General features: G+C 42.8%; 16 protein-coding genes. 6 read left to right on the top strand and 10 right to left on the bottom strand.

The annotated features are described in order from the left end of the window. Nucleotides 1-188 precede the first annotated feature (188 nt). Nucleotides 189-2273 (top strand): CHASE4 domain-containing protein, encoded by a 2085-nt coding sequence (locus ACSAZL_RS10670; protein WP_440948644.1) that lies wholly within the window; start codon nucleotides 189-191, stop codon nucleotides 2271-2273. Nucleotides 2274-2402: 129 nt separating this feature from the next. Here the strand turns inward: ACSAZL_RS10670 and ACSAZL_RS10665 are convergent, their stop codons facing one another. Beyond that, the gene (locus ACSAZL_RS10665) at nucleotides 2403-3134 is read right to left on the bottom strand and encodes a YkgJ family cysteine cluster protein (protein WP_440948643.1); all 732 of its coding nucleotides are present in this window, start codon (nucleotides 3132-3134) and stop codon (nucleotides 2403-2405) included. An 896-nt stretch (nucleotides 3135-4030) separates the two neighbouring features. Between ACSAZL_RS10665 and ACSAZL_RS10660 the strand changes: the two genes are divergently transcribed. Next, on the top strand, nucleotides 4031-6166 hold the full coding sequence (locus ACSAZL_RS10660; protein ID WP_440948642.1) for a CHASE4 domain-containing protein: 2136 nt from the start codon (nucleotides 4031-4033) through the stop codon (nucleotides 6164-6166). 35 nt (nucleotides 6167-6201) lie between these two features. Here the strand turns inward: ACSAZL_RS10660 and ACSAZL_RS10655 are convergent, their stop codons facing one another. The 5 genes from ACSAZL_RS10655 to ACSAZL_RS10635 all read right to left on the bottom strand — a co-directional run bounded on the left by ACSAZL_RS10655 (nucleotide 6202) and on the right by ACSAZL_RS10635 (nucleotide 11348). Beyond that, complete coding sequence (locus ACSAZL_RS10655; RefSeq protein ID WP_440948641.1) at nucleotides 6202-7302, bottom strand: transglutaminase domain-containing protein; 1101 nt, start codon at nucleotides 7300-7302, stop codon at nucleotides 6202-6204. Between the two features lie 118 nt (nucleotides 7303-7420). Next, nucleotides 7421-7621, bottom strand: a complete 201-nt coding sequence (locus ACSAZL_RS10650; RefSeq protein WP_440948640.1) for a hypothetical protein — start codon at nucleotides 7619-7621, stop codon at nucleotides 7421-7423. Nucleotides 7622-7717: 96 nt separating this feature from the next. Continuing rightward, complete coding sequence (locus ACSAZL_RS10645; RefSeq protein WP_440948639.1) at nucleotides 7718-8959, bottom strand: ABC transporter permease; 1242 nt, start codon at nucleotides 8957-8959, stop codon at nucleotides 7718-7720. A 35-nt stretch (nucleotides 8960-8994) separates the two neighbouring features. Continuing rightward, nucleotides 8995-10428, bottom strand: a complete 1434-nt coding sequence (locus tag ACSAZL_RS10640; protein WP_440948638.1) for a COG1361 S-layer family protein — start codon at nucleotides 10426-10428, stop codon at nucleotides 8995-8997. Beyond that, nucleotides 10425-11348 (bottom strand): ABC transporter ATP-binding protein, encoded by a 924-nt coding sequence (locus tag ACSAZL_RS10635; protein ID WP_440948637.1) that lies wholly within the window; start codon nucleotides 11346-11348, stop codon nucleotides 10425-10427. The genes ACSAZL_RS10640 and ACSAZL_RS10635 overlap by 4 nt, the downstream gene beginning before the upstream one ends. Before the next feature lie 1295 nt (nucleotides 11349-12643). On the opposite strand from ACSAZL_RS10635, the gene ACSAZL_RS10630 reads away from it, so the two are divergent. Together ACSAZL_RS10630 and ACSAZL_RS10625 are read left to right on the top strand one after the other, a co-directional pair. Continuing rightward, the gene (locus ACSAZL_RS10630) at nucleotides 12644-12802 is read left to right on the top strand and encodes a hypothetical protein (protein WP_440948636.1); all 159 of its coding nucleotides are present in this window, start codon (nucleotides 12644-12646) and stop codon (nucleotides 12800-12802) included. Nucleotides 12803-13457: 655 nt separating this feature from the next. Beyond that, nucleotides 13458-13736: a DUF4405 domain-containing protein gene (locus tag ACSAZL_RS10625; protein ID WP_440948635.1), complete on the top strand. Its 279-nt coding sequence runs from the start codon at nucleotides 13458-13460 to the stop codon at nucleotides 13734-13736. 237 nt (nucleotides 13737-13973) lie between these two features. On the opposite strand, the gene ACSAZL_RS10620 is transcribed toward ACSAZL_RS10625, so the two are convergent. The 4 genes from ACSAZL_RS10620 to ACSAZL_RS10605 all read right to left on the bottom strand — a co-directional run bounded on the left by ACSAZL_RS10620 (nucleotide 13974) and on the right by ACSAZL_RS10605 (nucleotide 17259). Continuing rightward, on the bottom strand, nucleotides 13974-15185 hold the full coding sequence (locus ACSAZL_RS10620) for a DUF7343 domain-containing protein (RefSeq protein WP_440948634.1): 1212 nt from the start codon (nucleotides 15183-15185) through the stop codon (nucleotides 13974-13976). 109 nt (nucleotides 15186-15294) lie between these two features. Beyond that, nucleotides 15295-16302 carry a hypothetical protein gene (locus ACSAZL_RS10615; RefSeq protein WP_440948633.1) on the bottom strand — a complete coding sequence of 336 codons (1008 nt, stop codon included), beginning with the start codon at nucleotides 16300-16302 and terminating at the stop codon, nucleotides 15295-15297. 138 nt (nucleotides 16303-16440) lie between these two features. Beyond that, nucleotides 16441-16848: an ArsR/SmtB family transcription factor gene (locus ACSAZL_RS10610; protein WP_440948632.1), complete on the bottom strand. Its 408-nt coding sequence runs from the start codon at nucleotides 16846-16848 to the stop codon at nucleotides 16441-16443. A 93-nt stretch (nucleotides 16849-16941) separates the two neighbouring features. Further along, nucleotides 16942-17259, bottom strand: coding sequence for a hypothetical protein (locus ACSAZL_RS10605; protein ID WP_440948631.1), 318 nt, complete (start codon nucleotides 17257-17259; stop codon nucleotides 16942-16944). 947 nt (nucleotides 17260-18206) lie between these two features. On the opposite strand from ACSAZL_RS10605, the gene ACSAZL_RS10600 reads away from it, so the two are divergent. Continuing rightward, entirely contained in the window at nucleotides 18207-19199 is a 993-nt protein-coding gene (locus tag ACSAZL_RS10600) for a hypothetical protein (RefSeq protein ID WP_440948630.1), read from the top strand. A 377-nt stretch (nucleotides 19200-19576) separates the two neighbouring features. Beyond that, a complete protein-coding gene (locus ACSAZL_RS10595; protein ID WP_440948629.1) occupies nucleotides 19577-20254 on the top strand; it encodes a hypothetical protein in 678 nt (225 codons plus the stop codon). Nucleotides 20255-20467: the final 213 nt, after the last annotated feature.

Here is a 20467-nt window from a genome sequence, read left to right as displayed (position 1 = left end):
AATTGTTCAATATGTCTCCTAACTCTTATATAGTTTCTCTTCTTTTAATATTAAATAATATATTAACCTCAAGCTCCTCTTTACTTCTAAGTGTGGGGGTATGTGAAATAAATATTAGCAAAAAAGTTCTTATTATCACCCTCTTAATTTTTGCAGTGCTTACAACCTCATTTACATTTACACATAACATGCAGCTGTCCAACTTTTTGGAGCTTGAACAGGCAGATACATTAGAGAATGTAGAACGAGTGCAAAACGCTGTTGCCACAGAACAGGGGTATCTGGATTATATTGTCCAGGACTGGGCTTGCTGGGATGACACCTATCAGTTTATTGATGACAAAAATCAAGAATACATAAATGTTGACCTGCAGAATCAGACACTTGCCGGGATTAATGTTAATGTCATGATTTTCGTTAATAGTTCCGGGGAAGTAGTTTACGTTAAGTCCGTAGATACTCATACTGCAGAAGAAATGCCCGTGTCTGAGGATCTGCTTGCAATGATAGAAGACGGAAGTCTTCTTACAAGTGGAGAGGACGACTCGATAAGCGGTTTTGTTTTGCTTAACGAAAACCCCATGTTTATTGCATGCCACCCGATTCTTACAACAACGTATGAAGGGCCTTCAAAGGGCACTCTCATTTTCGGGAGATATTTTGACGACGAACTCCTCGACTCTTTTAAAAAAGTTACTCGCTCTTCCCTTCTGATGTACAGGGCAGACGAAAATATGCCTACGGATTTTCAGACAAAAGTCAAAAACGCTTCGGAAAATCCTGACAGGATTATGGTTGAACCCCTGAATGAAGAGCAAATTGCAGGTTATTTCGGGTTAAAGGATATAAACGGCAACCTTGCTCTGCTTATCAGGGCGGACTTCCCGAGGGAACTTTATCTGCATGGCGAAAGAACCCTTAATTACATGTACTGGTTCCTGCTTCTGACCGGGCTTATGACAGGGGTCGGCGTCAAATTTGCGCTTGACAAATTATTTATTTCGAGATTAATAGAGATTGACGATTTTGTCACAAAGGTAAGGTCCGAAAAAGATCTTTCCAAAAGATTGGATCTAAAAGACAATGATGAACTCTATCGCCTTTCAAGAGAAATAAACGGGATGTTAAACGAGATCTATCTTGCAGAACAGGAGTTAAAAGCTCAGGCCCGCGAAAAGAAAGTTCTGCTCGACTCGCTCAATGAACTGGTCCTCTTTGTGGGTCCCGATTTAAAAATCATCTGGGCAAACAAGGCTGCTCTCGAATATATGAACATGGATCTGGAGTCGGCAATGGGAGTCTGCCTGAAAGCCACTCCCGGGATCAGCGGTCCCTTAGTTGAGTTTCTGCATCTTGAGTATATCTTTACAACCGGGGAGAAGAAATCAGGCGAATTTATTGCAAAGGACGGAAAAGTCTGGTTTGTCCAGGCAACTCCTGTGACGGATGATCAGGGAAAGATCATAGGCGTGCTTCAAACCTGCAGGGATGTTACTGAAAGGAAAGAAGCCGAGAAACTGCTCCAGGAAAAACAGGTTGCTGAGGTTGCAAATCGTACCAAGAGCGAGTTTCTGGCAAATATGAGCCATGAACTGAGAACTCCGCTTAATTCAATCATAGGCTTCTCTGACCTTTTATATGAAAAAATTTATGGAGATCTCAACGAAAAGCAGCTCAAGGCTGTAGGGAATATTTCAAGAAGTGGAAAACACCTTCTGAACCTGATTAACGATATTCTTGACCTTTCTAAAGTTGAAGCTGGGAAGCTTGAACTCGAATATAAAGAGTTTGAGCTTGGAAGTAAACTCAACTCTATAAAAAACCTTCTGTCTCCTATTGCAGACAGGAAGATGATTGAGGTTAAAATCCGGGTGGATGAAAGCCTCGGCACAATCTGGGCTGATGAGGCTCGTTTTGCTCAGATCCTGTACAACCTGCTGGATAATGCTATTAAGTTCTCATACGAAAGCGGAATTGTGAAAATAGAGGCAAGAAAGAAAGGTGATATGGTAGAAATAACGGTCAAAGACAGTGGGATCGGAATCAAAGTTGAGGATCAGAGCAAACTTTTCAAACCGTTCAGCCAGGTAGCTTCTTTTTCCTCAAAAAAGGTTCAGGGAACAGGGCTTGGACTCGCTCTGGTAAAACAGATTGTTAATCTCCATGGGGGCTATATCTGGTTCAAGAGTGAGATCGGAGAAGGAAGTACCTTTGCCTTCACAATTCCGATAAAAGGAGATAAAAGAACCGAAAGCGACGGTGAAGTAGAATAATCCAACGGTGCGGGAAAGGCTGAATCCTGAGTTTTGAAGAAAACTAAAAAACAGGTGAAATTAAGGTCAACTGATTGAAAACTCTTCGAATACTGTTTTGTCTTTAAGCCGTAAATTTTCAGTCTCCGGCTAAATGGTGGGTTCCTCGATTTCCTGAGTGTAATCAATACCGGAACCTGTTGTTTTTATCTTATACATTTCCAACTTTCCTTCTATATCAAATGCTTCTATTTTATCCATTTCTACCTGATACGTTTCAACGCAATCTCTCTGGAGGCTTAAAAGTTCTGCCAGAGTGAAAACGGCGTACGGACTTTTTCCCTGTCTACATTTTTTTAACTGTTTATAATCAAAATAAAGGTCATCGTAGCGCACAACATGACTGAACCATTCAGTCGGGATAGGAAGTCGGGACAAAAGGGGGATTGCAGATTCAAAATAGTTTCTGCAAGCTTTCTTTCTTGATAACTGGCACCAGTCGTCTATCGTGAAATGTACTTTTCCGGCTTCAACCATAAAAATAACAGGGTAGATTTTACAGGTTATGGGTTTGAAATCACCGCATTCGCATGCTTCGGTTTCTTTGTTCAAAAAAGGACACAATTCTCCAAGCTTTAATACGTGGACAAGAGTTCCATCGTCCATTTTCAAAATATCCAGATACCTGAGCTCGAATTCTGAAACGCTCATACCCATCTTTTTTGCCATATATTCTTTTTCACCAGGGAGCAGAGTTCCTATTTTATTGTGCTCGCAAGCTCCTCCGCAGTTCTTACAGATATTAAAAGTATTTGGGTTACTACCACTAAACATCTTATGGAAGTTCTCGTACATATGCATGGGTATTTTTTCAAATATCAATCTAAAAACCTCAAATATGTAAAACTGGGTTATTGGTTATATTTTTTTTAAGTCATATTTACATGTATGCTTCAGAAGGCTTTTTTTGTCAGGTTTTAAAATAAAATAACAAGTTCGACTTGCAAAGAAAAGTATTAATTCATTTATTGTTTCCGAACGAGAAATTGGATATAAAATATTTATCAGTCTAATCGAAATTTTATCTGATTTGAGCAGAAAGTGGTGTCCAAGCAGGGTATTTTAGGTTGCGGATCAGAGAAATCTATCTTTTATTATCGACGGTTCCAACGGGTCTATTGCGTTTGTTTTTCTGACTTTTCACGCATAAGCGTAGGGTTTTTATCTTCTTTGCAGGCTCCGAAAAACAATATGTTTCCGGATCCTGCCCTGAATACTAATTTTTCTCAAAATTTTATGGATTAATTTTGATATTTGTCTATTTTTCAGGAAATCCTGAAGTCAGGGCAGAGGGTAATCCTCATTTATAATTTAGTTTAAAAATAAAGATATTTATTAATCAGATCTGCAGAATGTTAAAATACAGTTCTTCTTCCTTAAACATAAAAGTGATACTAATAAACTCATCCCAAAAGCAATTTTATTCTTAATACGTGAGATCTCAGAATCCGTTTTCAGGATCAGAAACCCAATTAGGTTCTCAAAGTCTAAAATCAGGTGAATAGATTTTAAGTTCTAAGCTCACTCCAGAACTTGCCCGGTACCGAGTATCGACCTGAAATTGTACAGGAATTTTTGTTCTACTTAGCAACCTTTATATATTTTTTCACTTTATTTTTTACATAGATACCTGCACTTTAGCTTAATAAGGGATATAATTTTGCGCTATCCAGTTGCAGGTATGTGGTTTCACTTCCGGCAGCCTGTTGGTGATGTGTATGGATGTAAGTAAAAAACTGTTGATAGTTACGTTCACAATGTTTGCTTTATTAACTATGCTTTTAATAGTTGCAGCCCATACCATCCTGTTATCGAGTTTCTCCGACCTTGAAACCCGGGACACTATCAAAAATACCGGAAAAATCGAACAGGCAATTGCATGGGAAGCTTTGTCTATCGACAGAACCGCAAGGGATTGGGCTTTCTGGGATGATACGTATAAATTCGTAAATACATTAAGCCCTGAATACATAGAGTCAAACCTGGACGACAGCACGCTTTACGATCTGGATCTTAACGTTATGCTTTTTGTAAACGAATCCGGGGTCCTGGTCTATCCGATGTCCGTAGACCTGGTAAACATGACAAATGTTCCTGTTCCTGAAGGGCTTCTGGAACAAATTGACAGTGGAATTCTCACTATCCGGGGAAATACGGATTGCATACAGGGAGTCATTCTGCTTAACGAGGGCCCGATGCTTATTGTTGGCCGCCCGATTCTGTCAAGTTTCGGAGAAGGTCCTTCTGCTGGAACTCTAATTCTTGGAAAGTATATTGACAGCTCCTACATATCTTCTCTTGAAGAACGTACGCAGACTTCCCTATCGATCTATACTCTAAATGAGGAAATGCCCTCTGACTTTCAGGACGCATTTGATGAGGCTGCCAGTGAAGAGGGGAGTGCTGTTAAAATTCTTGGAGATGATAGGGTAGCCGGGTATTTCATACTTCGAAATACTACCGGGGAGCCCGTAGCCCTCATGAGGGCTGATTACCCCCGTGACCTCTATGCACAGGGTAAAAAGACCCTGATTTACATTTACGGTTTCCTGCTGCTTAGCGGGCTGGTTATAGGGACTGCGACCAAATTCAGCCTGGATAGACTCCTGGTATCAAGGCTGATTGCTATTGATAGTTTTTTTGAAAATGTAAAAAGAGAAAAAGATATCTCGAAACGCCTTGAAGTGGAGGGAGAAGATGAAATCCACAGGCTTTCAAAAGGTATCAACGAAATGCTTTCCAGCATCAGGCTTGCTGAGCAGGAGCTTAAGGCCAGGGAGTACGAAAAAAAGTTTATTCTTGATTCCCTTGAAGAAATAGTGGTGCTCAGGGACCCGAACTTTAATATTCGCTGGGCAAACAGGGCTGCCCTCAACAACAAAGATCTCTTAATGGTTGAGGCTAAAACCCGGGCAGCTGAGAGTCCTCAGGCTCCGGAAACGAACATTATCCCAAAACCCCGGCATCCTCTAGCTCCCGACTGTACGGACCAGGAGTTCACCTCTTCTGAAGGAAAGACCTGGCTTCTCAGGTCAAAACCCGTACGTGACGAAATCGGAAATACCATTGCAGTCCTGGAAACCGGGGTGGAAATCACGGAACGGAAGAATTATGAAATCGAACTCTTCTGCGCAAAACAGGAAGCTGAAGTCGCAAACCGCACGAAGAGCGAATTCCTGGCAAACATGAGCCATGAACTGAGGACCCCGCTCAACTCAATCATAGGTTTCTCCGACCTTTTATATGAAAAAATTTATGGGAATCTCAACGAAAAACAGCTCAAGGCTGTAGGAAATATTTCCAATAGTGGAAAACACCTGCTGAACCTTATTAACGAAATCCTTGACCTTTCCAAAGTAGAAGCCGGGAGCTTTGAACTGCATTACAGCACTTTCTGGCTAGCTGAAGTTTTTGCTGAAGTTCGGGACATGCTGTTTCCATTTGCCGCCAGCAAAGGACTGAAAATAGAGCTTGAGATTGAAAGCAATCTGCCCAGGGTTTATGCCGATAAGGAAAGAATCCTGCAGGTTCTCAGTAACCTGGTGACAAATGCAGTCAAATTTTCAAATGAAAACGGGTGCATAAGGGTTAAAGCAGTGAAGGTGGACGGTTTTTTGAAAATAACCGTAGCTGATGATGGAATAGGCATTGCAGCTGCCGACCATGAAAAGCTTTTCAAGCCTTTCAGCCAAATAGACTCTTTCTCTTCTAAAAAGTATCAGGGAACCGGACTCGGGCTTGCTCTTGTAAAAGAAATTGTGCAGCTCCATGGGGGCACTGTCTGGTTTGAAAGTGAAGCCGGAAAAGGGAGCATCTTCGGCTTTTCGATCCCACTTCCGGGCAGGAGCGAATAACTCCCGGAGACAAAAATAAGATTGAGTCGGAAATGTCAGTACCGACTCGACTGTATTTTTTGATAGCTTTTTGGGATGTTGTTCCAGGACACCGGCGCATTTTCAATCTGTGTGCCCAAATCTATGAAATACTCATTATTGTAGTAATACCAGATTTCCACAGCCGGGTATGCGCAATCACTGTACTGGTCGTAGTCGACATCCGAGGAGTCCGCAGGTATCAGTTCTGAACTATCATCATCATAGTAGGGGCCGTCGGTCGGGTCCAGAGGGAACCATTCTCCATCCTCATAAACCTCTACCCAGGCGTGCCCGCCGCTGACATCTCCGAAATCGACTTTTCCTATGGCAACCCGCACTGTGCTCTCATTGTATTCTCCTGAAGCTATCAGAAGGGAAGCCAGGGTATTTGCCTGTTCCTCACAGTCGCTGGCAGGCTCCCCATACACGGGATTGCTTGAATAAGCGGGCGTCTCTTCCAGGAACTCGGTCGGAGTGAGCCACTGTTCCTCTTCATCATTCAGAGTTTCGTCCGAGACCCAGGTCCAGGAGAGAGCTGCTTCATAAATCTCATATTTGTCATCAAGGTCGTTTTCTTCGAGGTAAGATACTACAGCTTCAGCGTCCGGAGTGACATACATCTGGTAGTTCGAGGTTACATTCGCACTTTGTAGTTGCTGTTCTTGCATGAAGTTATTCAATTCCTCTCTGTCAGGGATTCCCCTTCTTACAGGATCTTCTCTGGTCATGGCAGGAGGCAACTGCTCCGATCTGTCCCTATTGAATGCCGGCTGATTATTTCGCACCATAGCCTGTCTATTTTGCATCATATCTGCTCCCCTGGCAGGCAGGTCAAATTTCCAGTTCCAGCTTCCGACAGTATTACCCGTACTTTCAATAATATCCATCAGGTTGAAATACCGGCTTCCCGAAATCCGGCTCGTAACGGATGAACAGTAAGAAGTAATATCACTTGCAGCGGCCTTACTTGGAGGAACATTGCTGGAAGTAGCCTCATAGAAACCGTCAACGGTTTCCCGATTAATTCCGAAATTTCCTGCATCCAGGCTTTCGCAGGCACAGACCGACCCTGCCAGTGCGAAGGCAGCCAGTAAAATTATAATAATTTTTTTCATTCTGTTACCTACCATCCTGCTTTCTCTCTTTTCAATCTCCTGATCTCGATTTGTTTCTATTTTCTTCAAACAAGTTTCTATTTTCTTCAAACAAGTTTCTATTTTCTTCAAACAAGATTCATTTTTCTTTTCTATGAATTTTCTTCTGTGAGTTCCAGATTTTTACAGGTTTCAGGACTTCAGTTACCTCTGTCAGGTCGTGTTTCTTCCAGTAACTCATATTTTCTTCAAATAAAGCCAAAAAATCGGGAAATTCTTTCATATTCCCGATTATCGGCATTGCTATTCCGACAACCTGTATTCCCCCTTTCTTCCTCATGGAGCCTGGAGTTTAACAGCTTTTTTAGATGGAACTTAACCCTGAAAAAAATTAAGAAGGGTTTGCCCCCTTCTCTCTAAAGTTCTCTCTTTCCGGTTATTCGTATCTCAATGCGTCTACTGGCTTTAGTTTGGATGCCCTGTAAGCCGGGACTACTCCTGAAGCCACACCTATTACGATTGCAAGGATAAGCCCGAAAGCCATCAGGTCAGGGGCGAGATATAAACCTGAATCCCCTCCTCCCCCCATCATGGTCATGCCGAGCAGTGGGAAGAGAGTTGAAACAAAAGCTCCCAGAATAACCCCAAGGACGCCTCCGACAAGCCCTACCATTGCGGAGTTAAAGAGGAAAATCATGAGGATATCCCTGTTTTTTGCTCCTATGGCTTTCATGGTCCCTATCTCCTTTGTCTTTTCCAGAACTGAGGTAAACATGGTGTTGGCAATACCTACGGCTCCTACAAGAAGGGAAACAGCTGCAATTGCCCCGAGGAAGAGGGTCATCGAACTCGTCATCTCGGTAACGGACTCAGCCATGGACTTTGAAGCGCTTACGGAGAAGTCCTGATCATCTTCCCGAATAATGTGCCTTGAGACCATGAGCTTGTCTTCAATGTCTTCCATCAGCTCGTCTACCAGGTCTTCACTCTTGGCTTTTACCGTGATAGTATCGAAGACATCTTCTTCTGCATCGTCAATCAGGTTTACTGCCGCATCGATTGGCATGTAAATGCTTCTGTCGCCTTGCCCCTCTTCTGTAAGGATGCCGACAACTCGCACTGATTTACCGTTGATTGTTATTACCTGATTGACTCCGATTTCCTGGTCATAAGTATCACTGGCAACGCCGCTTCCTATGACTGCTACATACTTATCAGAGGGCTCGAGCAGCCTTCCTGATTGTGTTTCCAGGGTGGTCATGTACTGCCAGACCTGGGTGTCTACACCAGTGATTGTCATAGTTGCGTTTTCCCCTGCATAAATCACCGGTTCGCTGCCGGAAATCTGCCCGGCAATATACTCTATTCCGTCCAGGCCCTGAAGGGCGTCAATGTCATCATCGGTTAATTCAACATCTGTTGTCGTACCTCCGGGACCACCTCCTCCGGGACCGGGCATGTTTGACGATGCTCTGGTATATCCGGGGGAAATGGTTATCAGGGTCAGATCCATCTCGGAAAGTCTGCTCTGCACCTGCTCTTCCATAGCATCCCCGAGGGAGAGGATGCCAACAACAGACCCGATCCCTATAACTATCCCTATAATGGTTAGCCAGCTCCGGAGCTTACTGTGCAGGAGCATGTTCAGGCCCATTTTCAGGTAGGTTGAATTTCTCATCTTGCATCCTTCCGTTCTCTGCGGATGTTGATTTTTCAGTCTTTTGACGTCTCATGGACGTATTTCTGTTCTTCAGGCCTTTTGCTACCTGCAGTTATTCTGTTATCCTCAGGCTTTTTGTTACCGGATTTTTTCTCTTTCCTTTCCCGTATCTTTTCCTGTATTTTCTTGCGGTACACGAATGCTCCGCCCACAAGCACTATTACTGCAATATAGGGCAGGTATGAACTGATGCCACCGCTGTTGCCGGGTCCTCCTGTTTGTGGAGTCATGGTTCCACCGGTGATCTCGAGTTCTACTTCCTTATCCACCGTTATTCTTTCTCCTTTTGCATCCGTATATTCAATCTGGACTATCAGGGGATTGTCTTCAACGGAGGCAGCAGTCAAATTTCCGCCTTCAGCACTTGCTTTTGCGGTACCGGGTCCACCTGAACCAGCTTCGGTCCCTGCGGCACCCTGTGTGCTGGTTACGTCAAAGGAAGCGATTGTATAGTCTCCTTTCTCAAGATTTCCCACAATCGTTGAGGAACTTCCCGATACCCTGTAATTGTCCTGGTCCGGAATCGAGACTTTCACTGAATATGCAATGTTATTGCCTACGTTTGCAACCGAAAGAGAAATCTCTCCCTCATCGCTTTCCGAAAAGGAAACATCAAAGTCTGTTTCACCGCCTACGAAAACTCCTGCCGTAGTCTGGATGGTTTGTTCGTTGGATTCGTAGTCTTCAAGGGTAAGGTTTATGTCAAGAGTATAAAGTCCCGGGTCCGCGTTTACATCTGCCATTACGGAATAAGTAATGGTTACGGATTCTCCTGCATCCAGATACTTGATGTACTTGGTGTTGTCCGAGTATACTGGAAGGATTACACCGTCAGGGTCTGTCCAGGAAACGACCATGTTCTTCAGAGGAGAAGTTCCGGTATTCGTTACTATGAACTCAAGAGTTTCTTCTTTTGCGATGTCGATATTCGCCTTGTCTATGGTCACAATCTGAGCGTATTCTTTCCCTCTTACATCGAGGTAGATGGTTTTTGTAGTGGTGTATGTAGTTGCCGAAGATCCTGACCCGGTTTTATATGTAGTTGTGACGTCAAGGGAATACGTACCGGCAGACGCATTGGAATCTGTCATGAGCTTGAATTTAAGGACACCTCCCTCGTCGTCATCCTGCCGTGCATTCAGATAGGAAATCTCTTTTTCAAGATCTTCTCCGGAAATCTTGGAGAAAGGATATTCTGGATCGACGGTGACGGTAATATCTTTCACATCCTTTGTTCCCACATTCTGCACGCTGACAGTAAGCTCAACAGTTTCTCCAGGGCGAGCAGTGTCAGGGTTCTGATTGGTTAAATTTACCTGCAGGGATGAGGATGTTATGTCCCCGTTTGATCCAAGTGCCGTTCCAGCTCCCAGGCATATGAATGCTGAAAACAGCAGTAAAATTGTTAGCAAAGAAAACTTTTTCATTTTAATTCCTCGGATTCATTTTTCTTGCGTTTTTCTATTTTTTCGATTTCACCGTCTCTGATGTACACAACTCTTGTCGCATATCTTACCAGGTCCAGGTCATGGGTAACAATGATAATCGTCTTGCCTTCCTGTTCGTGCAGCCCGTCCAGAAATTCCAGAATATAATCTCCGGTCTTACTGTCCAGGTTTCCTGTTGGTTCATCTGCCAGAATTATAGGCGGGTTCACAGCCAGGGAGCGTGCTATAGCTACCCTTTGCCTCTGTCCGCCCGAGAGCTGGGAAGGCAGGTTTTTTTTCTTGTTCGAAAGCCCGACTATGTCAAGCAGGTATGCAGCCTTCTTTCGGGCTAACTGTGCGTCTTCTTCCTGAAATTCCAGAGGCAGGAGTACGTTTTCTTCCGTACTCAGCGTGGGAATCAGGTTGAAACTCTGGAAAATAAAGCCGATCATCTGCCCCCTGATGCGGGCAAGCTCGGATTCATCAAGTTCTGAGATATCATTTGAATTAAGGAAAACCGTGCCTTTTGATGGTATGTCAAGGCAGCCAAGCAAGTTCATAAGTGTGCTTTTTCCACTTCCGCTGGGACCAAGCACTACAAGAAATTCCCCTTCGTAGATCTCCAGATCTATCCCCTTTAAGGCTGCAAACTCAACCTCCCCCATCTGGTAAATTTTCCAGACATCAGATAGTTTGATAAGTGGTTCTCTTTCGTCTCTGGTGATCCTGCTCTTTTCAGAGCTTTTTAAAGGCCCGGGAGCTGAACTGCTTTCCGGGTTATTCAGATCCTCCCATGAACCACTTTCCTCGGAACCATTCCCGGATTCGTCGTAGAAACTCGCGGTTTTTTCGAGCGAGTCCATGATTTTTGAGGGATTTAACTTCGTTTTAAAGTCCTCTATCATTTCAGTAAGTGTCATAAATTACCTCTAAAAAGCTAGTCATATCTGAGCTGAAGCTTTCAGGCTGAGCTGAAGCTTTTCAGAGTAGCTTTGGTTCGATTTTCTTTTGTTCGTCTGGTTTTTATTTTCTCACGACCTATTTCGTGATCGAGTCTGATTATCTCGTAATCAGGTATGGTGTTCTTCGCCAGAACATCAGAATGATAGTATGCACAACTCACAACTTACTATACTTATTATATCTGTTATGGTGTAATCTGGCGTAATTTATGTGGTCCAGTTGGACCCGGATGACCCAATTGAACCAGATGTGGTTTAATGAGGTCTTGATGGTTTTGAGGCACCTGCGGAATGCATGGTGCCTCATTCTTCTGGGGTGTAGGGTTTCTGTTTGACTGCTCCTTTCCTCTTGTTCTTAAACAGGTAACACCTAGGCGTTGTGAAGGGTTTCCAGTTTTCTGGTGGCGAGGTATCCTTTCCTGGTGTAGTTCCCGTTTACTCCTCTCTGACGGAAGCACCTTTAGACCGGTGCCTGGTCAGATGACTGCTCAGGAGGGACTTGAGGCAGTCAACCCCATCATTGGCATTTAATAATAAAAGCATACTTAACCGAAAAAAGGGAATTTAAGGAATGAATTTAGCAATGAAGCTTTACTGTGAGGTTTCTGGCTTATTTATTCTTTAATCAGCCTTTAATCAGTAATTATAATCCCTATAAAGTATTATTATCTGTCATCATCATTCGCAACCCAACGCCAGCCTTCGCAGAGAGCTGTTTTCCACGGATGGAACCCCTGGTTCAGATATTGCCGTGGTCCCATCCCTCGACCTGAGTGCCCGTAAGCCGGAAGAAAATAGCCTTTTCCACAAAAATAAAAAAAGAAACATATTAGAGTCAGGGGTCATTTGAAGAAATTTAGAAGAAGATACTGGCCTTCTCTGAAGCCCCTAATATCAACTAATCTCTTACTATTTGCATACTAAGGGGAGCCACAGCAAAAAAATCCTCTGACAAACCTCTGAAATCCTCCAAAGCTGATAAGATCCTGGAATTATCTGACGTGATCAGAACTTTGTTTCTTCTCCTCCCGAGTTTCGCTTCGGGATCGCAGGAAATCGGAGATTTTCTGGGAGTTGCACTGCAAGTGCAACAGCACGCTGTCTGTTTCGGCAGAGTTGCGGCTCTGCAGTGCGCGGTCTGTTTCGCTGCGCTCAAGCAGACCAATTTTATGTATTTTAGCAATAAGCTACGCTCAAGAGGGCTAATTTATAGGTTCCAGTAGTGGGCTTCGCTCGCTCAAGCAGACTAACTTATGGACAAGGACGTACTTTTTCTCTTCGGTCAAGTGGAATTTATTAAATATATCTCAGACCCGTACAACGTCATTGGCCATATTGTGTCGTTCCTGATGCTTTCGACGCAGGAAAGCGGGCTTTCCCGCAAAATAGAAGAAAAGAAAGAAAAGAAGTAAAATCAGAAACTCTAAGGATGATTATGAGTGGAAAGGACAAAAAACAGGTCAAAATGGCATAAATTTTGGTCTTATTTCTCTTTCAAATCTATTTTTTCTGCTTTTTCTGTATGGCTGTCAGACAAGCTGGAGGGGATGCTGATGTTTGGCTGAACGGAAAGGCTTCGGGATTGGCAGGTATTCTTTCAACCAGAGGAATATTTCTTCAGTTTATCTTTCCTGATTGAGGCGCTTATTTGCAGACTGTTTTTTACCCGACTGGCTGCCCAACAGGACACAGTGCGGTGAAGGGTGAGAATACAGAAATTTTCCTCATGGACTACGTATCGATCAACCAATCTCCGTGTATTGATAAGGGCTATACAATTATGCAAACTCATTTTTTTGCTTGGATCAATGAAATACAGTTTAAAATTACAAATTTAAGTATTAGGAGCAAAAATAAAGATTTTAGTTTGATTTATTGCCTGAATAAACCTCAAAAACTAAAATAAAGTTCTTTTTCAATTCTTTTTTTGCAAGTATCTTTATCTCTTTGTCTGACAATTAGAGGGATGTACGGCGGTAAGCTGAATTAACAGTGTGGCCGCAATTGATAGTGTGAAAAAGATATAAAAATTGCACCAAGATGTAAAAGTTACAATGGAGTAAAAGTATGAGTCGAACAAAAATTAACTACGTCGTGGACCTTGCCTTACTCGCTCAATTTGTACTGGTTGGCTATTCAGGTCTTTTATTGCTTATCGACGGGCATGGGACGTCCCATTTCTGGAAGTTAATCCATGAGAAGATTGGGATCCTGATGCTGGTCTTCTTTATTGTCCACTTTGTATTGCACTGGGGCTGGCTAGTGTTAAACACAAAGAAATGTTTCAGCAGAAAAGAAACGAAAGCTGATGAGATCATTGAGGCAAAATATACTAGTGTCGATTAAGTCCAGCAAAAAGAAGGGAGAACAAGATTATCAGGAAATCAAAAGTTTATTCAAAATGTGGAGCGGCGCTTACTCAAAAATAAGAATCCGGAATGTATGAAAAATAATTATACAAAGATCTCATCCGAAAATGGAACTAGTTTCGGAATTCGGATAACCATGATACACAGGTAAGTTATTTGAATAAGCACGAGATTCAAACATAAAATAAGCAAGGGAATGTGAGATCCGGGAACTTTATCTCTCCTCGTCCCTAATGATCACAACATTCCCACGTCCCCGCTTGAACTTTTCTATCAGCTCTCTTCTTTCAAGGTCTGCAAGCATGAGACTGACTTTTCCTTCGGAATATCTCAACTTGCTGCGGAGATCTTTCTGCGTAATCCTGCCTCCCTGGCCCCTGATTATGTCCATGATTTCCTGGAGGTCCGCAGGGAGAGGAAGATTCTTTTTAACAGCAGGAGCTTCCGGCTCGGGTAGCTTTGTAGGCTCAGGCACCTGCACAGATCCTTCAGGAGATGGTCCTTCCGGAGCCTTTTCCCTATATTCTTCTGCTTCCAGTTCAAGTCCTGCAGGTTCCATTTCAGGCATTGTCTGCTCTGCCTTTCTTCCTGCCTCTATTTCCTTATTCCTTAATTCATAGTCTGATTCTTCTGAAAGTAGGGTTTCTGCGGGCTTCGCCTGGATTTCCTTTTCTATTGTCGGCGCAACTCTTTCATCAGGAAGCTCTGCCGAAAGATTGGGTATGTTTACGGGTGCAGAGAGTTTTTCTGCTTCATATACTGCTGTTTCATGTACGGCTTTTCCTTCCTGAAGCCGGTTTTTCTCCAGTTTATTTGCTTCCAGTTGATTTTTTTCCGATTTTTCGTTTTCTGGCTTCTTTTTCTCTACGTTTCTATGTTTCTGGAAACTATAGCCGCCAGCTAAAAGGAGAGACAATACAAGGGCAGCAAGCAGATAATAGGTTGAAAAGGTAGAGCCATTTATTCCGTTGCTTTCAGGGACACTTACGTTAATATCGCTCGAGTTTTCGTCATTTGAGCCGATATCAGAATCTGAATTATTATTCACAGGTATGGAGGTGCTGGAATTATTCTCTCCTTCCATCAATATTGTGGAATAAACAGGGAGGAGCAGGAGGTCGCGTACATAGCTTCCTTCTCCTTTAATTGTAACCACTTCTTCGGCTGAATAAATGAGCGTACTGTTTTCATAATAACTGGCTTTAATAAGGTAATCTCCAGGATCAAGCTCAAAATAGTATACGCCGTATTTAGCCACCATGGACTGCGCGGGAGTGGAGTTTACCTCAACCACGGCATTTTCCAGAGGTTCGAAGGTATCCCAGCTATATACCTCTCCGTGAATTGTGGCTGTGCCGTCTGCCAGGACAGGTACTGCAAAAAGTACTGCAGCAGCAACGCAGATTATGTAAACTTTCAGATTCATTTTTATCAGGAAACCCGGGTTACGGTTGAATTCTCAATTACCTTTTCGGACTTTATACTTATATCTTTTTCATAACTTTATAGATTCTCTTCAATAAAGCTGATACCCTTCAATAAAGTTCTTTTCTCCCGTTTTCCTGAACATGTATGCCCACCGGAGCATGTCTATTTTCTGTCCTTTCTGGTTCTCCTGGGCCCATTTCTTCTTCAAAAAATGAATCAGTTGCCCATTTTTCTTCCGTAGTTTTTATTCCGTCAAGGTCTTCAACAGTGTAAGTTCCGTTCCCAAAGAAAACCGCATAGCCTTCTCCGTCTGCCTCGATAGTGATATTTTCACCGATGAGCAGCAGTGTTTTTTGGGAACCTGATATCTCCATATCCGCAGACCGTATATGGTAGATGAGCATGTTTTCCTGCCGCCCATCTTTAATTTCAAGTGTGTAGTCCCCTTCGATCTGTATTACTGAATCAGGGGAAAGATCCATTATGGCTATTTCACCTTTCTGCAGGTGCAGGTTGAGGTCAAAACCTCCCATTAGAGTAACTCTTCCCTCCCCTTCCGCACTTAGTCTGGCAGTCTCGTTCAGTTCTGCACTTCCGGGCATCAGACGCTTAACTTCATCAAATATATCTTTAAGGACCAGGTTGGCCCGAATCATACTCTTCTGGGACTGGATCAGGTACTCTTTTTCTGAGCTTTCCTCTGCTGGTTCGTCTTCTGAAGCTTGATTTATCCCGGAGATATCGTACTCTTCGCCGGATACGGATGCTGCGAGGGCTCGATAATACTTTGCTTCTTCTATGAGCCCTTTGTATTCTTCAAGCAGGGCCTCAAGCCGGTTCACATCTTTTCCCTGCTCCTTGAGGTACTGGACTCCCGGTTCTATCCTTTCAGCTATAAATTCTGCCTTTTCAATATTCCCATCAAGCAGGAGAGTTGCATCCCGGAGGGAGGGTGATCCGTCCATATCTGGATGGTGAGGAGGATGCGGCGTCAGGAGTCCAGCATAAGGGTAGAAAATGCTCATGTAAAGGTCGCCTGGAACTTTTGTATAAGGCTGTGCCTGTGAATCAACACAACCTGAAGTTGCTAGAACTCCAATTATTATAAGAATCAAGGACAAGAGTTTAATTTTCATGCTTGTCTACGCCTTCTAGTAAATAATCACTGGACACTACATTCCATTTATTGTTTTTATATATTAAAATATGGTTGAAGTTCGGAAATTTTTCTCGAAAGCACGCCTGAGGCAATCTCAGATCCCGGGCTCACAATAAATCCCCGAAACATCCGATCCTTCCGGGCTTTTCAGATTGTGCTGCCGGAGCATCGCCAATATGTGGGACATATCCGGACTTCTTTTCCCTGGCAGAAGGATAATTACTTTCTCTACTGATTCATACACCTTTATTTCTCTTCCTTTTCTACTCCATTTTACCTGCCTTACTCTGATCAACCCGGCTTCAAGGAGCGAATCCAGGTTGTACTTGAGGGTATTCAGGCGCACTTCAAGCTCATCGGCAATATCAGCTGCGGACATCGATCTTCTGTCAAGCAGCTTGAGGATCCTGATCGAAGTCTCATTAGAAAGGAGCCGGGCAATTTTCCTGGAATCTTCGGAAAGCTGCAGGACCAACAATTTTTCCTCCGGGTTTTCAGGCATTTTTCTATCTCTGTATGTTGGATAACATGATAACAATATCTTTTATGATATCTTCTTTAAGGGTTTATGAGCAGTCAGGAACACCCGAAGCTGTCACTTTGCAGGTATGTAATTCAACATATGGTCTCGATTTTTTGCTTCAACCGAACCTTTCAACACAACATGAAACTGTACGATTTGAAGCATGTTTTTGTTGCTTTGAGAGTTTTTTGGCTTTAAGGGTTTGTTGTTTTGAGATTTTGTTGGTTTTAAGGGTTTGTTGTTTTGAGATTTTGTTGGTTTTAAGGGTTTGTTGTTTTGAGAGTTTGTTGGTTTTAAGGGTTTGTTGGGTGAGGATTGTAGTGGATTGGATGTGTTATTCGGTATATTCCTGACTGATGATGCTGTATCTGAATTTAAAGATAAAAGCATACTTACTTTTCCAGTTCTATCGCAGGATTGGGTTTAGTAAATATCCTTTAAGAAAGCTTATTTTTCCGTTTAATGCTTTATAATCCTTAAATTCCACGTTTTGAGAACCTGAATTTCCTGAAAGCTTTTGAGCAGGATTATACTCCAGTTATAAGCCTAAGCCGTTCTCACATTTGAAAAGGACACCCTGATTTCTGGCTTATGTCTCAACGAAGCTATCAAAATAACTCTATATTTTTTCTCTCCTTTTTCTTCCGCTTATTCTTCTATTTTTTTCATCCGCCTTTTCTTCCTTTGATTTAACCTCTTAATTTCTCTACCAGGCAAATGAATCTGAGTGTTATTAACAACGAGTACAATCAACGCGTACAATTAGTAATGAGTATTAGTAGTGAGTATAACTAACAACAGGGACAGTCTCCTGACAAACACCTCCTTTCTGTTCATTTTTCTCACACAAATCTGAAGCAGATGCAGATCTATGGGAGAAGAATAAGGATAATCGGGTAAGTTCCGGATTTCAATAATTCGGAACAGGTTTTCATATCCGGTTCCGGCAGATCGTTGTACTGCATAATTAATCGCTGACCCTATAATCACTCTATCTGGTCAGCAGGTTACTCCTAACTGTTCGGGTATCTAATATATTGGATACATTTCTTCAGTTTTGAAATACGAGTTTTTAAAACTTAAATAAGCATTAAACCTGTATTTTAAGCTTAATTTCATGAAAAAGTTTATTTAAAAGCTTATTTTCTAAATTCAAATCATTTATCATCTCTATTTCTGAAAGTATGCTTATATTTAAGCCAGCTTATTACAGGAATGTCAAGTAGCGAAAAGTTGCTTGAGTTCAACAGGACATAAGTCCAACAGTATAAGATAATTCAAAATGATGTACTAAGTTAGACAAAGTAAATTGAACAAGTAATTGACGGAGGTATACTATGAAAAAACAAGCAGTAAAATCAGCTGCCGGTTTTGCGGTGGTGCTGATGGTCTTAAGCATCATCCCTTCTGGCGCTTTTGCTTTAGAAAACGGGACCGGTACAAATCAATCAAATTCGACAAATGAAAACGAATTTGGGAAAATGATGCCGGGAGGTATGAGGCATGGGGGCGCAGGGCCCGATGGAATACGTGGTATGGGTTTCGGTCCTGCTGTAAATATTACTGAAGAAAACTTCTCAGATATTCAGGCTGAAATTCTTAACTCAATTACCGAAAAGATCGCTGAACTTCAAAGCAAGTATGACAATGTAAGTGAGGCTTCAAGTGCAGAAGAACTGCAGGAGGTTTTGCTCGCAGACAGGCCGGCAAATGCTGACGGTGCGGGCCCTGGAGAAAAGAACGGATTCCCGTGTGAAATGTACGGACCGTGTCTCTTTGAAGTCGAAAACTTAACCGATGATAACTTTACTGAAGTCCAGACCAGGATGCTTGATTCCCTTCAGAACATGACCGAAAAGCTCGAAGAAATGCATACTGAGCTCACAGAAGCAGGCGAAGACGACAGGGCTGAAGAGCTTGATGAAAGAATTGCTGAGCTTCAAAACTTATATGCTGATGTGAGTGACGCTTCAACGGCCACTGAACTTGAGGGAGTTATATTCGATTACCTGCAGGCACAGGCCGTTGATTCCCTTGAAAAGGAAATTGAAATCCTGAATGCCAGGCTTACGGAAGATGAAAATGCAACCGATGAGCAGCTCGAAGGCAGGATTGAGGAACTCACTGCCCTGATCGCGGATGTCGAAGGGGCTGAATCCCTTGATGAGCTCAGAGAAATCATGTCCTCTGAAATGAAGGACGGTAAAGGTCCGATGCAGCAGGGTGGCCCAATGCAGAATGAAGGTAAAATGCAGGGCGGTCGCAGAAACGTGCCCATTCGCCCTGAAAACATGCCGGAGAACGATACGGATAACAGCAGCGGGGAATGATCCTCTGAGATAATCATAAAAATCCCTCCTTTAAAGATCCAGTATAAGAAACCCAAACCGAAAATCTAAGTCAGAAGATCCGCTAAAATCCATACCAGGGGAATAGAAGTCCCAAAAAAAATCAAAAAGGCTTCCTGAAGGAAGCAAATCATAACTGCACTATATATGATGTCAGAGTCCAAGATAAAGGGAATGGATTGGGAGATAGAGCACATTCTATTTTCCCGTTCTTTTTCTGGCATCGGTTACCTTCAGGATACCTGGGCGGGTTTTTATTCTTAATCTGTTCCGATTACATTTTCCGAAATCACATATTTCAGAATAATTACAGATTCCAGAATACGATCCGAATGCAAGATTCATTAGAGGTTATATACATGAAACTTTTTGATTTGACTAAATTCTTTAACCTGAAAAAAATTTCCATTTTTTCCGTTTTGCTGATAATGTTCAGCGTGGTTCCCAGTTGCGCACTTGCTGAGGAGGAAACAACACAGCCCTCCTTCCTGGAGGAAGATTTTGATACTATGCAGAGCCGGATGACCGAATCCGTTGACAGGATGATCGAAGCTCTTGAAAACTCCACCGAAGAACTTGATGATGAGACCCTTGCATCCGCCGAAGAGTTGATAAGCGGGCTGACCTCAATCAAAGAAGAAATTTCCGAAGCCGAATCTGAATCCGACCTCCAGGCGATCCGGGAAGAGCTTGATGCCCTGCTTGAAGAGACTCCTGAAGAATTGAAGAACATTTCCGGATTTGGAATGATGGGCCCTGGCCCTGAACAGGTTCAGAACGGAAGTCAGAACGGAAGTCAGAACGGAGGCCAGGTCCCTCAACAGGGTGCTGGTAACATGTCTGAAGACCGCCCCGAGATGCCAGAAGGGGTTGACGCAATGGGTGAAAATGCAAGTATGGAAAAACAGGGAATGCCCGGGCAGGCTCCCGGCGAGCAGGAAGACGCGGAGAGCGACGAAAGTAGCGATACAGGAAGCACCACTGAAACCGGCTTCTTTGCAAGTCTTCTTAACAGTCTGAAATCCCTTTTCAGCTAAGCCTTTTCAGCTAAGCCTTTTCAGCTGAGTTTTTCCAGCTGAGCCGGAAAACAACCTGAAGTACAGATTCTTTTAAGACTTCAGGGGCAAAAATAGAAGGATTAATCCTTCCTTTTTTGCAATCATTTTTTGTTGCTTATTTTGAACTTAAAAATTATTTTTTTAACCATTGGGAAATTGTATTTATAGATCCCTTTACACATTTGGGAATAT

The sequence above is a fragment of the Methanosarcina mangrovi genome, assembly GCF_052057765.1.
In the GTDB taxonomy this organism is placed as follows: domain Archaea; phylum Halobacteriota; class Methanosarcinia; order Methanosarcinales; family Methanosarcinaceae; genus Methanosarcina.
Note: the sequence above shows the minus strand (reverse complement) of the source record. Positions and strands in the feature narration are given on the sequence as shown.